Annotated in this window: 17 protein-coding genes; 11 read left to right on the top strand and 6 right to left on the bottom strand. The window is 41.7% G+C overall.

The features are described 5' to 3' along the window. Nucleotides 1-49: 49 nt before the first annotated feature. Both A923_RS0114860 and A923_RS0114865 read right to left on the bottom strand, forming a co-directional pair. Nucleotides 50-559 carry a class I SAM-dependent methyltransferase gene (locus A923_RS0114860; RefSeq protein ID WP_017222474.1) on the bottom strand — a complete coding sequence of 170 codons (510 nt, stop codon included), beginning with the start codon at nt 557-559 and terminating at the stop codon, nt 50-52. A 10-nt stretch (nt 560-569) separates the two neighbouring features. Continuing rightward, a complete protein-coding gene (locus tag A923_RS0114865; RefSeq protein ID WP_017222475.1) occupies nt 570-959 on the bottom strand; it encodes a SirB2 family protein in 390 nt (129 codons plus the stop codon). Between the two features lie 219 nt (nt 960-1178). Between A923_RS0114865 and A923_RS0114870 the strand changes: the two genes are divergently transcribed. Both A923_RS0114870 and A923_RS0114875 read left to right on the top strand, forming a co-directional pair. Continuing rightward, nucleotides 1179-3230 (top strand): protein-disulfide reductase DsbD family protein, encoded by a 2052-nt coding sequence (locus A923_RS0114870; RefSeq protein ID WP_017222476.1) that lies wholly within the window; start codon nt 1179-1181, stop codon nt 3228-3230. 203 nt (nt 3231-3433) lie between these two features. After that, nucleotides 3434-3799 (top strand): nitrous oxide-stimulated promoter family protein, encoded by a 366-nt coding sequence (locus A923_RS0114875; RefSeq protein WP_017222477.1) that lies wholly within the window; start codon nt 3434-3436, stop codon nt 3797-3799. Here the strand turns inward: A923_RS0114875 and A923_RS0114880 are convergent. After that, entirely contained in the window at nt 3780-4610 is an 831-nt protein-coding gene (locus tag A923_RS0114880; protein WP_017222478.1) for an NAD(P)H-binding protein, read from the bottom strand. The two genes, A923_RS0114875 and A923_RS0114880, sit on opposite strands and share 20 nt — an antisense overlap. Before the next feature lie 96 nt (nt 4611-4706). Between A923_RS0114880 and A923_RS0114885 the strand changes: the two genes are divergently transcribed. The 8 genes from A923_RS0114885 to A923_RS0114920 all read left to right on the top strand — a co-directional run bounded on the left by A923_RS0114885 (nt 4707) and on the right by A923_RS0114920 (nt 14190). Then, nucleotides 4707-5177, top strand: a complete 471-nt coding sequence (locus tag A923_RS0114885; protein ID WP_017222479.1) for a hypothetical protein — start codon at nt 4707-4709, stop codon at nt 5175-5177. A gap of 155 nt (nt 5178-5332) precedes the next feature. Further along, complete coding sequence (locus A923_RS0114890) at nt 5333-7282, top strand: DNA topoisomerase III (protein WP_017222480.1); 1950 nt, start codon at nt 5333-5335, stop codon at nt 7280-7282. Nucleotides 7283-7408: 126 nt separating this feature from the next. Next, a complete protein-coding gene (gene msrP / locus A923_RS0114895) occupies nt 7409-8431 on the top strand; it encodes a protein-methionine-sulfoxide reductase catalytic subunit MsrP (RefSeq protein ID WP_017222481.1) in 1023 nt (340 codons plus the stop codon). Nucleotides 8432-8433: 2 nt separating this feature from the next. Then, nucleotides 8434-9015 carry a protein-methionine-sulfoxide reductase heme-binding subunit MsrQ gene (gene msrQ, locus A923_RS0114900; protein WP_017222482.1) on the top strand — a complete coding sequence of 194 codons (582 nt, stop codon included), beginning with the start codon at nt 8434-8436 and terminating at the stop codon, nt 9013-9015. A gap of 552 nt (nt 9016-9567) precedes the next feature. Beyond that, on the top strand, nt 9568-9732 hold the full coding sequence (locus tag A923_RS0114905; protein WP_017222483.1) for a periplasmic nitrate reductase, NapE protein: 165 nt from the start codon (nt 9568-9570) through the stop codon (nt 9730-9732). Nucleotides 9733-9771: 39 nt separating this feature from the next. After that, nucleotides 9772-10965: a pentaheme c-type cytochrome TorC gene (gene torC / locus A923_RS0114910; RefSeq protein WP_017222484.1), complete on the top strand. Its 1194-nt coding sequence runs from the start codon at nt 9772-9774 to the stop codon at nt 10963-10965. A 13-nt stretch (nt 10966-10978) separates the two neighbouring features. Next, complete coding sequence (torA, locus tag A923_RS0114915) at nt 10979-13492, top strand: trimethylamine-N-oxide reductase TorA (RefSeq protein ID WP_017222485.1); 2514 nt, start codon at nt 10979-10981, stop codon at nt 13490-13492. A 161-nt stretch (nt 13493-13653) separates the two neighbouring features. Continuing rightward, a complete protein-coding gene (locus A923_RS0114920) occupies nt 13654-14190 on the top strand; it encodes a YaeQ family protein (RefSeq protein WP_017222486.1) in 537 nt (178 codons plus the stop codon). A gap of 104 nt (nt 14191-14294) precedes the next feature. On the opposite strand, the gene A923_RS0114925 is transcribed toward A923_RS0114920, so the two are convergent. Together A923_RS0114925 and A923_RS0114930 are read right to left on the bottom strand one after the other, a co-directional pair. Then, on the bottom strand, nt 14295-15206 hold the full coding sequence (locus A923_RS0114925; RefSeq protein ID WP_017222487.1) for a DUF808 domain-containing protein: 912 nt from the start codon (nt 15204-15206) through the stop codon (nt 14295-14297). A 74-nt stretch (nt 15207-15280) separates the two neighbouring features. Next, nucleotides 15281-16663 carry a DEAD/DEAH box helicase gene (locus tag A923_RS0114930; RefSeq protein WP_017222488.1) on the bottom strand — a complete coding sequence of 461 codons (1383 nt, stop codon included), beginning with the start codon at nt 16661-16663 and terminating at the stop codon, nt 15281-15283. A 284-nt stretch (nt 16664-16947) separates the two neighbouring features. On the opposite strand from A923_RS0114930, the gene A923_RS0114935 reads away from it, so the two are divergent. Beyond that, the gene (locus tag A923_RS0114935; RefSeq protein WP_017222489.1) at nt 16948-18600 is read left to right on the top strand and encodes an ATP-binding response regulator; all 1653 of its coding nucleotides are present in this window, start codon (nt 16948-16950) and stop codon (nt 18598-18600) included. A gap of 34 nt (nt 18601-18634) precedes the next feature. On the opposite strand, the gene A923_RS23120 is transcribed toward A923_RS0114935, so the two are convergent. Beyond that, on the bottom strand, nt 18635-18781 hold the full coding sequence (locus A923_RS23120; RefSeq protein ID WP_017222490.1) for a hypothetical protein: 147 nt from the start codon (nt 18779-18781) through the stop codon (nt 18635-18637). Nucleotides 18782-18910 lie beyond the last annotated feature (129 nt).

Genomic DNA, 18910 nt, shown 5'->3' on the forward strand with positions numbered 1-18910 from the left:
GTATTGTGATAAAAAGCGCCATGTTGATTATTCAACATGGCGCTTTTTTTTACGGTTTTTTACAGACTATCTGCGCAATTGCCCGATCTGGATCTCGTTCAATCCCTTCAAAATAATGCAAACATTCCCAATCACTGAACATCTGTTTTAATTCCCCTAACTGTAATAAAAATGCATCACGATTAGGTCGACCAAACTGCCTATTTTCAACAGTAAACGTTTCATAAATGACAATACCACCAGAGCATACCGCTTGCTTGATATCGTCAATGAGTGGGCGGTGTAAATAGCGAAATACCACAATGCCTTGATAGCTGTTAGCTTGCAGTTGCTGTTGACCATTTTCAAAATCAACTTGCCAACATTGATCGGCACTAATGCCTGGCGTCGCCGCTATACTGGTTAATGCCGCTTGGTTGTTATCGGCGAAAACCGTTGGTATCTGCTGCTGTTGTAAATATAAACCATTGCGACCAGCGCCACAGGCTAAATCTAACACGGGTTTGCCGGTGCTTTGAAATAACGAGCTGTATTGCTGTAATAGTATCGATGCTGTCATGTGTATGCCTTTAAGCGAGTGCTAACCACGACATAACATCATGGCTTTTTGCAACGCCAAGGATATAAGCGAAAATGGCGATGGCGATAACACTTGCCCATAAACGGACAACGGCTGTCTTACCGCGTTTAATGGCAATAGTGCCAACAATAATATAAGCGATAAGTGCGATTAATTTTGCGGTTAACCAAGCATCCACAAACGGATATTGTTGAATCGTCACCATTAAGTGACCAGCGAGTAATATAAGCAAGGTATCAATGATGTGCGGTAATATTTTGATTACTTTATTTTGTAATAATGCCGATTCGGTAACCGACAAAATTGAACGAAAAATAAAAAAGGTGATACTTAGGTAAGCCATGCCCATGTGCATGTGTTTAACAAATGCGTAATCCATTGTAATTGCCTGTTGTAAAGTGGTGTGGTTAATTGATTAAGGAATAAATTTACTTTCCTCCTTAAATACGTGCTCGCGTAGCTTTCGATAAGAAGCATATCTAATTGTTACTGGGTTAGGTAATGAATGCAATGGTTTGGTTATACATAGATTTTTAATTTCATATCTTAGGGGCTTGGCTTAAGATAGGGACAGTATACAAATTGGGAACTTACTAGCATGCGATTTTATCTTTTACTCTGCTTATTATTGTCTTCTTACGCTTGTGCACAGCAAAGTGCGAGTGCCTTTGACCCAGCTGCTAAAGTGGCTACTGCGCAGATTTTATCAACGGCGAACGGCGTTAATGGCGCGAAAGTACTGTCAATGGGCTTAAAAATCACCTTAGAGGATGATTGGAAAACTTATTGGAGTTCTGCTGGATTAGCAGGGGCGCCGCCAAGTATTGATTGGCAAGGATCCGATAATTTAGCCAATGTGGAATGGTTATGGCCTATTCCAACGCGGATGATGGTATATGACGTTGAGACCTATGGTTACAAACATGAAGTTATTTATCCACTGCAAATAACGGTTACAGATCCAAGTAAAGCGTTAGCGCTAAAAGCTAAAACGACAATGTTAGTATGCCGAGAAGTGTGTATACGCGCGCAGGTCAATCTGGCGTTGAATTTACCTGCTACAGATACCAGTATAGATAAAGCATCAAGCGCGCAGCTACAAGCTTATGTCGCCAATGTTCCCGTCGATATCAGCGCTACGCCTGCATCATTGCAACAACTTGGCTGGGACAGTGCGTCATCACAATTGATTATTGAAGTGGCTGGGTTAACAGCTCCAGTTGTTGATGGCTTTGTCGAAGGTGTGGATTTTACCTTGTTTAGTCGACCGACAATCACGCAACAAGGTGGGGTGACGCGCTTAATGATGGCTGTTGAAGACATGGCCGGCACACCCGCAAGACTCGATCCCCAACAAACGCTAAAAGTAACCCTTACCTCTGCGCAAGGTGGTATTAGCTTTACTGATAATATTACCCCGACTGTTATTGAGCAAACCTTACCAAGTTGGATCTACATGTTATTACTGGCGGTTGTTGGTGGTTTCATTCTTAACTTAATGCCCTGTGTACTGCCGGTATTGTCGATTAAATTATTAGGTGTGGTTGAATCAGTCAGTGAATCGAGTACGCAACGACGGATTAATTTTTTATTAAGTGCCGCCGGTATTTTTGTCGCCTTTTGGCTATTAGGGTTGTTGTTTATTGGGCTTAAATATTTTGGTATTGGCTTTGGTTGGGGCGTGCAATTTCAATCGGCGACCTTTTTATTGATTATGATCCCTGTGTTGGTGTTATTTGCCTTAAATCTACTCGATAAATTCGATGTGCAGTTGCCGCAAAGTTTAATGGATAAGTTATCGGGCTCAAACAAAGGTCATTTCTATCAAGGTATCTTTGCGGTGCTATTAGCTACGCCGTGCTCTGCACCTTTCTTAGGCACTGCCGTGGCGTTTGCCTTAGCGGGCTCGAGTTGGCAAATAATGGTGATATTTAGCGGCTTAGCGTTGGGTTTATCACTGCCATATTTATTGATTGCGATGTGGCCGGATAGCGTCAAAATCATGCCCAAACCAGGCATGTGGATGGTACGATTTCGTCAGTTTTTAGCTACGTTATTGTGTGCGACGCTGGTGTGGCTAATTTGGTTATTACAAGCGCATTTGAGCATGATGTTGTGGACCATTTTTAGCATCATCATTTGTGCCATGGTGCTCTTACTGATCATCAAACCGGGACCTCGCGCCCTAGTCGCCACATTCGCGGTGTATTTGTTATTAGCTAATACTATTATTTGGTCTCCAACATCGGTATCTGGTAGTGGAAGGGCAAGTACAGAGTCAAATATAGAGTCAAATTCAGCAATACAATGGCAAGCATTTGAGCCTGAAAAAATTACCGGATATGTTGCCGAAGGGAAAACGGTATTCATCGATATTACCGCCGACTGGTGTATTACTTGTGTGGTCAACGATCGTGCCGTTTTACAACGTAGCGCTATTATCAAACATTTGAATGCCGATAACGTGGTTGCGATGAAAGGTGATTGGACCAAACCAGATAATCAAATTGAAGCCTATCTAAAACGTTATGGCCGTTATGCTATCCCTTTTAATCAGGTTTTTGGGCCGGCATTGCCACAGGGTAAGTTACTGCCCGAGCTGTTAACGAAAGAGGCGGTGACGGTCGGATTAACGCAAGCTGGGCAGTAATTAAGACAGTTTATGGCGTAATAAGTGCTGTAAGACAAAAACGAATGCAAACTACACGCATCAAACGTTTTGTCTTGCAGTTCGATATTTTTGCTGTTCTAATTGCGCTCTTCTGAATTTATACAAGATAAATTTTATTGTTTGGCGATGGATAACGCACCGAAAAGTGCCGCTAGCTCGCTAATAAATAGAATAGATATACGATGAAAACAGTCACTGAAACTTTAGCGCACCCACGTTTAAAACGTGAAATGCGCCTGCAAAATGCAATGATCACTATGTATTGTAAACAACACCATGTTTATCAAGGTAAAGTGTGTCGAGAGTGCGATCGTCTACAACAAATGACGGCACGTAAATTGGCATTTTGTGAGAGTGGTACAGAAAAACCAACCTGCGCAACCTGTACGGCAGTATGCTATACCCTGGTTGTATCGAAGCAAGTAAAGACCATTTATCGTTGGGGACGTGCTCGAGTTTGGCTACGCCACCCTATTCTGATGTCCCTCTATCTCATTGACAGTATCAAGCCAAGTCAAATGCCAAAACCTAAACTACTAAATCTGTAGCTGAGTTATGCTTGAATTGATAGTCTAGCTGCTGCTTTAATTTATCATTGGCGATGATGCAATGTGGTTTGCTGTTATCAACTGTAAATGTCGGTATGGTAATACCAAGTTGTTTCGCGCCCTGTTGGTAAAATGTTTCTCTGCTGGCATGATGATCGCTGCAGGCATTAAATATTTCCCCCCAACATTGCTGCTTGACCACTTGCTGAATCACGCCCATTGCATCGTTTTGATGGATTAAATTTACCGGTGACTTACCGGCATCAAAGACATGTCCGTTAGCACTCTTCTTGGATAAACTGCGCGTTGGATTTCTATCTTGGCTAATCAGCCCTGCAAAACGGATGATGGTGTAATCAATGTTTTGCTGTTGTTGAATTAACTGTTCTGCGGCATAGACAGTACTGGTTGGATTGAGTGGTGATGTTTCAGTTAGGCTATTATCGGTTTTTTGATAGATGCTGGTGGAGCTAACAAAAATAAATTTACCCACGTTATATTGCTTTAACAGGATCAGTAATTGATTTATTTGTTCTGCCAAGGGGGTATCTGCATGATTGCCTCGGCTAGCGGGTAGCAGACAGATCGCGATATCTTTATCGGCTAATAAGCCTTGCCAATCGCCTTGTGGCACACTCGCGAGAGTTGCACTGACAGCAGGGATACCTTGGTTCGCTAAACTGGTCGCTTTTTCTTGATGGCTACAACTCACAGTGAGTGGATAGTTTTGCGAACGTAATTGTTGTGCGAGTGGCTTACCTAACCAACCTGCGCCTATAATTGCAATGCTTGGAAGTATATCTGTGCTCATATCAATCGCCTGTATATCAAGTTAGATACAAGCGTAACTATTTTCGGTTATAATAGCGATTGATAATCTGTCGTCACCTAAACTAAAGAGAAAACCATGAGTAGATTTATAGATAGCTGGGCTATCGTGCATATTGATGATTCTTACAATGCATCAGTATTAGGTAGCAGAGGCACCAAGCTGCACTGGTGTAGTGGCCGTAAAGAAGCTATCGAGTTTATTTATGGCGAGTACTTGGCTATTTTAGCGGATACTGGCGAGATGGATGGTGAATTAGTGCATGCCGCGAAGCAACGCTTTAAGGTATTACAAGCACAAACAAATTCAGATGAAGAATGGATTGAACACGTTAACGAGCTTACTATCGATTTACGCCATATTGTTTGGTTTGGCAGCATTGCCGACATGGCAGAACTGAATAATGACTTCGCCTGTGCGGTACGTGAAGTATATTGGGAAGAATTCGGCGAATATGATGAAGACGACCCAACTGCCTTTGTACCTGAAGATGAATGGCTAAACTTATCTGAAGCTTTAGTTGAATATTTAGGCCGCGCTATCGTCTAATGTAATGACGCTGTTTACCGGCAACAGATTAACGTATCGGTTTTTTCTTAATACGTTAATCTATTCTTACGCCCCTCATTTTTTAAGTCATAGACTTACACATCAAAATTAGCTACATTAACTGTTTATTCATACAGTCTATAATTGCTAACATCATGAAACTTTATATTGCCGAAAAACCTAGCCTTGGTCGTGCTATTGCCGACGTATTACCAAAACCGCACAAGAAACAACAAGGTTATATTGAGGTTGGTAATGGCGATGTAGTGTCTTGGTGTATCGGTCACTTACTCGAACAAGCCGAACCAGATGCCTATGATGATGCGTATAAAAAATGGCGTTTAGAACACCTACCGATCGTGCCTGAAACTTGGCAATTAAAGAAAAAACCCAATACCAGTAAACAGCTGACCGTATTAAGGGGGCTTGTTAAAAAAGCCACCAGTTTGGTGCATGCTGGCGATCCTGATCGAGAAGGTCAGTTGCTGGTGGATGAAGTGATTGAGTTTCTGAAAACCCCAGCGAAAAAGAAAAATACCGCTCAGCGTCTGTTGATTAGCGATATGAACCCTGCGGCGGTAACCAAAGCCTTAAATAATCTACAACCCAATAGTGATTACATTCCGTTGTCGGTATCCGCTTTAGCACGCTCGCGAGCAGATTGGCTATATGGTATGAACATGACCCGTGCTTATACCTTGCAAGGTCAAAAAGTGGGGTATCAAGGAGTATTGTCAGTCGGGCGCGTGCAAACGCCAATCTTAGGTTTAGTCGTTAGGCGTGATATTGAGATCGCCAATTTTGTCAGTAAGCCTTTCTACGAAGTATTGGCGCACCTACAAACCCAACAGCAAGAAACATTCACCGCTAAATGGAAACCGAGTGAAGCTTGTCGTCCGTATATGGATGAGGATGGGCGAGTTCTGGTTAAAAAGTTAGCCGAGAATGTAGTGAGTCGCGTTCAAGGGCAAATGGGCGAAGTGACTAAATTGGAAAAGAAAAATAAACAACAAGCAGCGCCTTTGCCATATAACTTATCGTCACTGCAGATTGACGGGGCCAAGCGTTTTGGCATGAGTGCCCAGCAAGTCTTAGATACCTGCCAAGCGTTATACGAGCGCCATAAACTCATAACGTATCCACGTTCTGACAGTCGCTATTTACCCAAAGAGCATTATGCTCATCGTGGCAGTGTGATTAAGGCGATAGCCAATACCAGTAGCTCATTAAATCAAGCCGCGCTAAATGCCGATCAGAGTTTACGCAGCAAAGCCTGGAACGATGGCAAGGTCGAGGCGCATCACGCCATTATTCCAACCGAAAAAAGTAGCAGTGTCGATCGCCTTAACAGCAGTGAAAAAAATATTTATGAATTAGTCGCAAGGCAATATCTGTGTCAGTTTTATCCGGCTTATGAATATGCTGATACCGTGGCTGAAATCACCATTGCTGGTGGACTGTTTATTGCCAAAGCGAAAATGACGTTAAAGCAGGGTTGGAAAGTGTTGTTCCCTAAATCAGCCGCCAGTAATGCCAAGCAAACGGAAGCCGAAAAAGAATTAGCTGCGCAACTCCCCACCATTAAAAAAGGTGAACAGTTATTATGTCAGCATGCTGAATGTGTTGAAAAGCAGACTCAGCCGCCGAAACATTTCAGTGATGCGACTTTATTAGCAGCGATGACTGGGATCTCGCGTTACGTCAAAGACAGTGAGATCCGTAAGATTTTAAAAGATACCGATGGTCTGGGTACTGAAGCGACACGTGCGGGTATTATTGAACTGTTATTCAGACGTAACTTTTTGGTGCGAACTAACAAGCTAATTTTGTCCACAGACGCAGGAAAAGGATTAATTAATGCCTTGCCTGAAGCGGCTACTTTGCCGGATATGACGGCGCAATGGGAATCGGTGCTTGATGGTATCAGTAAAAAAGAAGCCAGTTATCAGCATTTCATGGGCGGTTTGTTACAACAGTTATCAGGCATGATTGAACAGGCGAAAGCGACATTACCCGATGGCTTACGTGGTCTGTCTAGTGGTAAACCTGCGGGTAGCCGGTTTAAGAAAAAACCCGCGGCAAAAAGGACTTATAAAAAATCGTAAGTGAAAATTGGGGTCTGTTGGCGCTTTTATATCAGATTGTACTGATATTGTGATAATTCTGTGATGAACAATTTGTGTAAATAGACCATGATTACTCTATGGGAAGTTAACCAAGCAGGTAACGGAATGATTATAAAGTCTAAAAGCAAATCTCAAGCAAGTGAAAATGATGTTGTTGCCGAACCGGTTTACCAGCAGCGTCGACAATTCCTCAAGCAATTAGGGCTTGCTGGCGTGGGGTTAGCTGCCGCAAGTCCAGCGCAAGCCAGTATCTTTGATATTTTTTCTGGTGATAAGAGTAAAGCCAATAGCCAGGCATTTTCACAATCGCCCCTGACGCTAACTGGCAGCAAAGATTACGCCAATGGTGAGATCTGGACGCCAGAGAAAAAAGTGCTTTCGCATAATAATTTTTACGAGTTTGGCACGGCTAAAACCGACCCACAAAAAAATGCGCAGGACTTTAAAGTCGAACCGTGGACGTTAACCATCACTGGCGCCGTCGAAAAAGAAATCACTTTAGGTTACGACGATTTATTTAAAGTGGCCGATTTGGAAGAGCGTATTTATCGCATGCGCTGTGTTGAAGCGTGGTCGATGGTGATCCCGTGGACAGGCTTTTCACTGGCTGAAATAATCAAAAAAGCCAATCCGACTTCAAAAGCCAAATATGTCGCGTTTGAAACCTTATACGATCCGAAACAAATGCCTGGTCAAGCGTCGTCATATCTTGGCGGTAGTCTGGATTGGCCATATGTTGAAGGGTTACGCATGGATGAAGCGATGCATCCGTTAACTATGTTATCCGTGGGCACATTTGGTAAAACCCTTGCGCCGCAAAATGGTGCGCCAATCCGTTTGGTTGTGCCATGGAAATATGGCTTCAAAGGTATTAAATCGATTGTTAAAATTCATTTATTAGAAAAAGAGCCGCCAACGACTTGGAATCGCCTTGCATCTCGTGAATACGGTTTTTATGCCAATGTGAATCCAGCGGTAGATCACCCTCGTTGGAGTCAAGCATCAGAACGTCGTATTGGTAATGGCAGTATTTTCTCATCTAAACGTATCAAAACACTGCCTTTCAATGGTTATGCTGAAGAAGTCGCGAGTTTATATCAAGGCATGGATCTGAAGAGGTACATCTAATTATGTCAGTGCTAACCTACAAACGAGTGCCTTATCTTAAGGCCTATATTCATGTGCTGGCTATTATGCCGTTGGTATATTTGGGGTTGGCAATTGATGCTGATGCACTGGGCGGTGACCCTGTGCAAGCCGTGATCCATTTTTTAGGTAAAGGAGCGTTAAATTTATTGGTATTAACGCTCGTGATCTCACCTTTGGCAAAACGTTATAAGGAAGGTTTGTTGATCTCAACACGCCGTCTTATTGGTTTGTATTGCTTCTTTTATGCAAGTTTACATTTAACTGCATTTGCGTGGCTCGATCTGGGTTGGGATATTGGCTTGTTATTCCAAGAGTTGGTCAAAAGGCCGTATATCTGGCTTGGCATGATCGCGTTTGTTATTTTACTCTTACTAGCGTTAACCTCGCCGATGTGGGCGCGTCGTAAAATGCAGCGTAATTGGCAAAAATTACATAACCTGATTTACCTTGCCGCTATCTTAACGCCTCTTCATTACTATCTTTCGGTGAAATCTGGCTGGATAGAACCTATTATATATGCCCTATTAATGGTGTTTTTACTATTGCAAAGAAGGAAGTCGTGATAAAAGTTACAAGCAATATTTACTCCGCGTTATGACTTTATATTTTCTGCTCTGTTGTTATTAACCTACCTACTTACCTACTTACCGACCTTACCGTCCGCTAATCTACTTCGCCAAAAAAAAAGACTTAGTCTGATAAAACATGATTACCACCAGGGGCAGTGTTTTGCATCTATCATATATAGTTATATTTTTAAGCGAAAAAATCTTTCAGTTCATAGATATTTTGGCATTTTTAAACTAATGTAGTGGTATATCACTACATTATGCGAGAGATAAGTGCGGGTTAATTATTATGTGATGAAATCATTAATACCCGCTTGATACAAGTTGACGCAATTTATCACAACCCTTCACAACTCGTCACATCTCCATGCATTTTCTATATAAAATTACATAATGTGACGCATTTAACTGTTGTTTTATAAGGCATTTTTAGAATTGAGTTTTCTTTGATCTATTACACTTTTTTTTAATTGACCTTACTTTACACTGTTATAAACGTTATAATTACCCCTTATTCTATAGGCCATCATTGTTGCAGGAGTTAACATGAACCAACAGACAAGCAGTACAGGAACAGAAAAAAAGGGCGAGTGGAAATTATTCATCTTTCTCACCGTATTTTTATTTCCGATCCTCGCAACCGTTAGTGTATTTGGTTATGGTTTTGTCATTTGGATGAGTCATATCCTTTTTGGCCTACCAACACATTAATCAAATTATCCAACTAATCATTATCTAGGTATTACAATAATGAAAAAATTATTTTCTATGATCGCTCGCTCTTGGGGCGTATTCAGTAAACCAAGTAAGCATATCTCTTTAGGTGTTATTACTTGTGGTGCTTTCCTTGCTGGTATTATTTTTTGGGGTGGTTTCAATACTGCACTCGAAGCAACCAACACTGAAGCATTTTGTATTTCTTGTCATAGTATGGAAGAAAACAACTATAAAGAAATTCAAAGTACGATCCATTGGTCTAATCGAAGTGGTGTTCGCGCTACTTGTCCTGATTGTCACGTACCGCACAAGTGGTCAGACAAAATGGCAGCTAAAGCACGTGCAAGTAAAGACGTATTTGGTTGGTTGTTAGGAACTGTTGATACCAAAGAAAAATTCGAAGCTAAACGTTTGCACCTAGCACAAAACGAATGGGCGCGATTTAAAGCCAACGGTTCATTAGAATGTCGTAACTGTCATGACTATAAGAGCATGGATTTCACCAAAATGTCTGAAAAGGCACAAGTGCAAATGCGTGGCGCTGCTGAACGTGATCAATCTTGTCTAGATTGCCATAAAGGTATTGCTCACCATTTACCTGAGATGGATACGACTGCTATCAGTGAACTAGGCAAAATGGCGAAGAACCTAGAAGGTCATTCGTTTGAAGTTGGTAAAGAGTACTACTCTCTAGTACAAACACCACTTTATAAAGATGAAAAAGAAACTGAGTACCTAGGTGTATTAACACCAGCGACGAAGTTTAAAGTAATTGCAGAGTCTGGTAATCGTTTAGAAGTTGAATTAGTAACTTGGCATAAAGCCAAAGGTTACGGTCGCGTATTGTACTTTGATTTTGCTAAGAATATTGTTCAAGCAACATTGTCAAAAGAAGCATCACAAGATGAATCTCTATTCGTTCGTGGTGATAAAAGAGAAGATGACTTAACTGGTCTACCTTGGGAACAAGTAACGTTCACCTTATGGGTTGATAAAAAAGGTTATGAAGAAAACCTACAAAATATTTGGGATTATGCAAAAGGCGCTTACCAAACAACGTGTAGTGTTTGTCATACCCAACCAGCAGAAGGTCACTTTGATGCAAATACTTGGGTTGGTATGTTTGCCGGCATGCAAGGTTTTGTGAACTTAGATGGTGATACACATGATGTTATCTTGAAGTATCTACAAAACCATTCATCTGATTACAGCAAAGATGCTCACTAATTCAAAGAGAAGTATGACTATGTTTAATAGAGACAAAAAGTCTAAAAATGAAAATGTATCGGTAAGTCGTCGCTCTTTTCTAAAAGGGGTGATGGCGACATCTGCAGTTGCTGTGATTGGTCCTAGCTTGTTAGTACCAAATACAGCAAGCGCGGCTACTATAGCTGAGCGTGCTGAATGGAAACTAACGGGTTCGCACTGGGGTGCGTTCCGTGCCAAAATCCATGGCGGTAAAGTTACTGAAGTGAAAGCGTTTGAATTAGATAAATACCCAACAGACATGCTGAAAGGCATTGAAGGTATTATCTATAGCCCATCACGCGTGCGTTATCCGATGGTACGTTTAGATTGGTATCTAAACCGTGAGAAGAGTGACACTAAACAACGTGGCGATAACCGCTTCATCCGTGTTACTTGGGATCAAGCACTAGACATGTTCTACGAAGAGCTAGAACGTGTTCAGAATACGTATGGCCCATCAGGTCTACATACTGGTGCTAACGGTTGGCGTGCAACAGGGCAGCTACACAGCTGTGGTAGCCACATGGCACGTGCGATCGCAATGCACGGTAGTTCTGTAAAAGATGTAGGTGATTACTCAACGGGTGCAGGTCAAACTATTTTACCTTATGTACTTGGTTCGACAGAAGTATATGCACCAGGCACATCATGGCCGTTAATCCTAGATAACAGTAAAACAATTATCTTATGGGCAACGGATCCAGTGAAAAACCTACAAGTAGGTTGGAACTGTGAAACGCATGATAGTTTTGAATACCTAGAACAGCTAAAAGACAAAGTTGCAGAGAAGAAAATTCGTGTAATTAGTGTTGACCCAGTGAAGAACAAAACGCAAAACTTCTTGGGCAATGAACACCGATATATCAATCCACATACTGATGTACCGTTCATGCTTGCTGTTGCCCACACTATGGTGAAAGAAGATCTGCATGATCAGAAATTCATCGATACTTATGCGCTTGGTTTTGATAAGTTCTTGCAGTATGTGCAAGGTGAAACAGAAGACAAAGTAGAGAAAACGCCAGAATGGGCGAGTGAAATCTGTGGTGTTCCCGCTGATGAAATTCGTGACTTTGCCCGTTTAATTACCAATGGTCGTACCCAACTATTATTTGGTTGGTCAATTCAACGTCAACAACATGGTGAACAACCGTATTGGATGGGTGCTGTATTAGCGACAATGATCGGTCAAATTGGTCTACCTGGTGGTGGTATCAGTTATGGTCATCACTATAGCTCGATTGGTGTGCCAAGTTCAGGTGCCGTTGGCGCGGGTGCATTCCCACGTAACCCTGATTCAGGCAAGCCAATCCGTCACGAAAGTAAAGATTTTAAAGGCGCAAGCAGTACGCTACCAGTAGCACGTTTTGTTGATGCACTGCAAAACCCGGGTAAAGTTATTGATGCCAACGGCTCTAAAATCACTTTCCCAGATATTAAAATGATGGTATTCACGGGTTGTAACCCTTGGCATCGTCATCAAGATCGTAACAAGATGAAAGCGGCATTCCAGAAATTGGAAACTGTGATCGCGATTGATTACAACTGGACTGCAACGTGTCGTTTCTCTGATATCGTCTTGCCCGCTTGTACTCAGTACGAACGTAACGATTTAGATATCTATGGTTCATACCGCGCCAAAGGTTTGTTGGGTATGAAGAAGCTAGTTGACCCACTGTTCCAATCTAAAACTGACTTTCAGATCTTTACTGAGCTAACGAAACGTTGGGGCAAGAGCAAAGATTATACCCAAGGTAAGAGTGAAGTGCAGTGGTTAGAGCAGCTTTATAACGAATCTAAAGACGCCAATGCCGGTAAATGGGAAATGCCAGACTTCCACGAATTTTGGAAAGAAGGTTACTTCCACTTTGGTGACGGTGAAAACTGGACGCGCCATGCTGATTTCCGTGAAGATCCTGAAGTGAATGCCTTGGGCACACCTTCTGGTTTCATTGAAATCTACAGCCGTAAGATTGCCCGTTTTGGTTATGAACACTGTAAAGGCCACCCAATGTGGTTCGAGAAAGAAGAGCGCTCACACGGTGGTCCAAAATCAGATGAATTCCCAGTATGGATGCAGTCTTGTCACCCAGACAAACGTCTGCATTCACAAATGTGTGAATCAGAAGCGTTCCGTGCGACTTATACAGTACAAGGCCGTGAGCCGGTGTTCATGAACTCTGCTGACGCGAAGAAACGTGGTATTAAAGACGGCGACATCGTGCGCGTATTTAATGACCGTGGACAGTTGTTAGCGGGTGCGGTAGTTGATGATAACTACCCTGTGGATGTGATCCGTATTCAAGAGGGCGCTTGGTATGGTCCTGAAGATGAGAGCATTGGTTCACTTTGTACTTATGGCGATCCAAACAACCTAACAATTGACATCGGTTCTTCGGAACTAGCTCAAGCAACATCGGCAAATACTTGTCAGGTAGAGTTTGAGAAATTCAAAGGTAAAGTACCGGCCGTTAATTCATTCGGTGGTCCAAAAGAAGTCGTTTAATGATGTTGTAAAACATTAATTAAAGCGGTTCGATAAAGCCTAATAGTCGGCAGGTTGTGAAAGCAATTTGCGATTATTAGGCTTTTTTTTTGGCTTAAGCTTTCTTGCCTTAAAGACTGGTGTATCATGCCTGCCATATCCCCCCTTTATTAGTGAATCTCATGGCTTTAACGGCAACGATTTTAAAAGCAAAAGTATCTATTGTTGATCTCGACAATCATGTTTATCTTAATGATATCCCACTGACACTTGCACAACACCCTTCCGAGAACGATAACCGTCTAATGCTACGTTTGTTAGCTTGGATGCTAAACGTCGATGCTGAAGCGCGTTTAAGCTTTACTAAAGGCCTAGGTGAAGATGAAGAACCGGATATTTGGTTTAAATCGGATATCGGCGTGATCGAGCAATGGATTGACTTAGGACAGCCATCGGACAAACGTTTAAAGAAAGCCAGTAATCAAGCCGAGAAAGCGATAATTTATACGTACGGCGGTCGTAGTGCAGGATTATGGTTTAAGAAGATTAAATACAGTGCTGATAACTTATCGATTCAATATATTGATGATGAAACTGCCGAGCAAATGGAAAAGCTATATAGCCGTAACATGGAACTACAACTAATGATCCAAGATGGCGACATTCAAGTTATGTCGGGTGATGTGACTATCGCAATCAAACCTGAAGTTTGGTGTTAAGCAGTCGGCTTGATTAGATAGATAGAATGAGTAACGACGCTGTACCATTAAGCTTCGTTACTCATTATTTATTGAGGTAATTATGACCTTAAATATTGCCCTAATCAGGCTCTTATTTTTTGTACGCCACTGACAACCAGTAACACCATAAAGCCTGCCAATAATCCGACTAAGCCATCGATTACAATCGGTGCGAGAGTACTGACGACCACGTTATGTGCTAATGCCTCTGGTAACATAGTCAGTAGCGAGTGAACCACATCGTGAGAGCCCGGAATACTGTGCAATACAATACTGCCACCCACTAAGAACATAGCCACTGTGCCTATTACCGCTAATGAACGCATCAGTTTTGGCGCGAAAGTAAGTAAGCCATTACCTAAATAGTGTTTCAGTGTTTTTGCTTGACTGTTATTCACGAGGTATAAACCGACATCGTCCATCTTTACGATCCCAGCAACCAGGCCATACACGCCAACTGTCATCAGCAAGGCGATTAAGCTCACGACAGTTAACTGCGTTGTTAATGATTGAATTTGCACTGTGCCTAAGGCGATAACAATAATCTCGGCCGATAGAATAAAATCGGTTCTAATCGCACCTTTGACTTTTTGGTTTTCAAATTCTTCAATGGACAACCCCGCTAATGCATCATCGTCGCTATTATCTTCATGAGCGGATGTTGATTTTGCATGATGGAGTTTCTCGGCACCTTCAAAGCATAAGAATAAGCCGCCGATAAGTAAAAGAGGGGTAATTAACCAAGGGGCAATAGCGCTAATAAGGAGTGCGGCAGGGACTAAAATCGCTTTGTTCTTAAAAGAACCTTTAGCGACTTTCCAAACGACGGGGAGTTCACGGTCGGCGCTGACGCCTGACACTTGTTGGGCATTGAGCGCCAGATCATCACCTAACACACCCGCGGTCTTCTTCGCGGCGACTTTTGTCATCAGTGCCACATCATCCAATACAGACGCAATATCATCGAGTAGGGCGATTAAACTTAATCCTGCCATGGTTGTTTTCCTGTAAGCAAAAAAGATACAACCAGTATAAATAAAAAAACCTGCTCGGGAGCAGGTTTTTAGGATTAATCTTCTTCGTGACCATCGTCGACGATTTCAGCTCTTGGCTTTCTCTTCATCGGAGCGAAACCGCTATCCACCGCTTTTGCCATTGAATCGCGCATAGATTGTTTCTTCTCTTGCTTAGGCGCTGTGTTCTGCTTGTGCGTCGGTGCATTTTTATCACCTTTACGCGCAAGTTTAGTCGGACGACCTTTGTTGCTTACTGGTAAGCGTTTTTTAGCTGGTTTTGGTTTAAGACCTTTAAACTTAGCTTCAAAACCTTCTAGCATAGTGCAAGGCAGTTTTACTTTTAAGTAGCTTTCGATCTTACCAAATGAAGTCCAATCTTTCGGGCTTACCAGTGAGATAGCAATACCTGTTGCGCCAGCACGACCAGTACGACCTGTACGGTGAATAAAGTCTTCTGGGTTAATCGGTAAATCAAAGTTGATCACATGGCTTAATGTACGGATATCAAGACCACGGGCGGCAACGTCTGTTGCGACTAATACTTCAACACGACCACGACGGAAATCTTCTAATGTACGTTTACGCTGATTTTGTAACATGTCACCGTGAATTGAAGTAGCATTGATATCGTTATCAACTAATAATTTTGCGAGACGTTCAGTATCAGATTTTGTTGCCGTGAAGATCAACAGTTGGCGATAATCTTCAGTCTTAGCAATGTGTACTAATTGTTCTTCTTTGTGCGTCAAATTGTCAGAGAAGAATAGACGCTGTTCAATTTTTTCGTGTTGATCGTTCGAACGGTTAATCTCGATACGTTCAGGTGCACGTAATACTTGATTACAAATATTAGCTACGTCAATGTGCTCTAATGTTGCAGAGAACAACATCGTTTGACGTTTTACGTTTGGTGCACTGTTTGAAATTGCAGATACGTCATCACGGAAACCCATGTCTAACATACGGTCGGCTTCATCAAGAATTAAGAATTCTACGTGCTCAAGTGAAATTGATTTTTCACGAATATGATCGAGCAGACGACCCGGTGTTGCAATCAATACTTCAGGATTTTTACGCAGTAATTTTTCTTGGTGTTGAAACGACTCTCGACCAATAATTAATTGGATTTGATAATCTAGGCTCATGCCCAAATGTTTCATGTTTGCATGTACTTGGATCGCAAGCTCACGCGTTGGCGCTAAAATCACAGCACGTACCGCACGATGTTCAAAACGACGTTGCTTTAACATACGTTGTAATAAAGGCAGGCCGTAAGCAATGGTTTTACCACTACCCGTTTGCGATGTAGCCATGATGTCACAGCCACCTAATATAAGTGGTATAGCTGCTTCCTGCACCTCTGTAGCTTGTTCAAATCCTAAATGTTTGATTGAACTCATTAAACGTGGATCGATACCGAAATCTTGAAAGCGCAAAGAAGCTACCTCTTAAATAGAATTAAATAAATATAATTAAAATAATTGCTAGAAAGCATTTATGGGGGAGGAACTATATAGGAGCATAGCCCAAATTCCAACCCTATTTTCTAGACGATGCTTACTATTGTACAGCATAAACAGAGCAGGCTAGCAGAAATAAACCATTATCCTCTTTTAAAAACCTCATCTGAATTTTGTAGTAGTGAAAAAACAACAAATATTCAAGCAATTTTAGCAATATTAGCTAAATTTATTAGATAAGAAATAAAAGGATATCTGATATGCGTGCGATCAAGGTCGATTCCAATAAAGTTATTTTACAATCTTCGTTATTCAACAAAATACGAACGCTATTATTAATCGTATTAGGGTCAGTAATTGCAGGCATATTCCTTACTATTGAAGTATTGAGTCAACAGGTGGCGCCGCTGCAGGCAGAAATATTAACCACGCTTAAACTCAATTTATTGCTGGTGACACTCCCGTTATTACTCGCTACGCTGATTATCTCTAAGGTCGTATTGAAGAAGTTAATTTCGCAGCCTTTAGCGACGTTACAGCAACAATGCCAAGCTGCAACAACCGGTAAGGGCAATGAGCATGAATCATTTAGCTCGCCTTATATTGAATTAGATGGGGTGGTTGATTTACTCAATTCACAGTTGCAAAGCAAGGCTGAACCTCAGGTCAATAAATTACTGTTAGCGCAATCCAAACAGCAGTTTGTCGAAAGCTTAACCAATGATATTCGCACCCCAATGAATAGTATTCTGGGCACTGCAGAATTATTGTGTCAAATGCCGCAAGATATGAAATCTGCGGAATATTTGAAATTAATGAAACACTCCGCTACCCATATGCAAATGGTGCTTAACGATGTGGTGGATTATTCAAAAATAGAGTCGGGTAATTTAGAACTCGCGAAAGTGCGTTTTGATTTATTAGCTATACTTGATCAGGTTTATACTTCGCTGCGCCCGTTAATGAATCATAATTTGCGGGTGCGCTTTAGTTTGAATTATGACGAAGATTTGCATCGTTTCTATATTGGTGATCCGATTCGCCTGCAACAAGTGTTAATTAACTTGGTGGCCAATGCGCTGAAATTTACCGATAGAGGGTTTGTCGAACTTAAAGTCAATTGTAGTAAGGTCGATGATAGTCATGAGGACGGTGAAATGGCAGATCTTGTTTTTACTATCAGTGATTCGGGAATTGGTATCCCCGTGACTAAGTTGGCACATCTATTTGATAACGAACAGCTGCCTTATAATCATAAATCAAATGATTTACCCAATGGTGGTTTAAGCTTAGCCGTTTGTTCGCGTTTAATTAACCTGATGCAAGGCCATCTACAGGTAGATAGTACGTTAGGCGAAGGGGCGCAGTTTACAATCAACTTAAGATTGCTTCGTGCTTATCAATTACGCACTCAGCATATTGTCGGCAGTAATGATCTCGCAGTCGATAAATTAGCGGGACTCAAGGTTTTACTGATTGAAGAAAATAAAATAAATCAGCTGGTATCTCAGCAAATGATGACACAGTTGCAGATGCAGGTAGTAACGGCAAATACCGGTTTAGAAGCGCTAGAGTTGATGCCAAAATATAACTTTGATGTTATTTATATGCAGATACCCGGGGCAGATGGTATTGCGACCATTAACGCATTACGTGCTGCTTCCTGTGATAATATTGGTCGTAGTAATAATGAGTCTAGTAATAATAGTATCCCCACTATCGCGTTAGTTGAGGAACCCTTAAAATTTGATTTGCAGAGTTGTCAGCATGCTCAGATGCAAGGCAGTATTAATAAACCGTTATCCAGACAAGACTTAATTGATGAGACTGTGCGGGTGCTCGGTTTTGAATTACCCGTCTCTGATGTGGTATTACCGATCAATCAAAAAATAAAATTCGGCTCAGAAGAATAACTTCAATCGTATACTCTTCGCCGTTGAGGCTTGGTTAAGCCACCATCATGCTTTTTAGTGCCAGCTGGTCCGTTATATCAAGGTTCAGTTCGTCACAAGCTTCTTCAAATGTTTTACCTAAATGGCAAATGTACATTTCAATCGCGATACGGTGATTTTGTAATGCTTGTTGCTGTTCCATGATGATAATCTCCATCTGTGTTTATGAGACGTTTAATGAGTGAATAAATTAGACTAGTTTGCTAATTTCTGTCTACCATTTCGTTAATATTACAGGTTGTTATGATTGTAATTGTTAACTCGCGCACAT

Origin of the sequence: Moritella dasanensis ArB 0140 (genome assembly GCF_000276805.1) — a bacterium.
Lineage (GTDB): Bacteria > Pseudomonadota > Gammaproteobacteria > Enterobacterales > Moritellaceae > Moritella > Moritella dasanensis.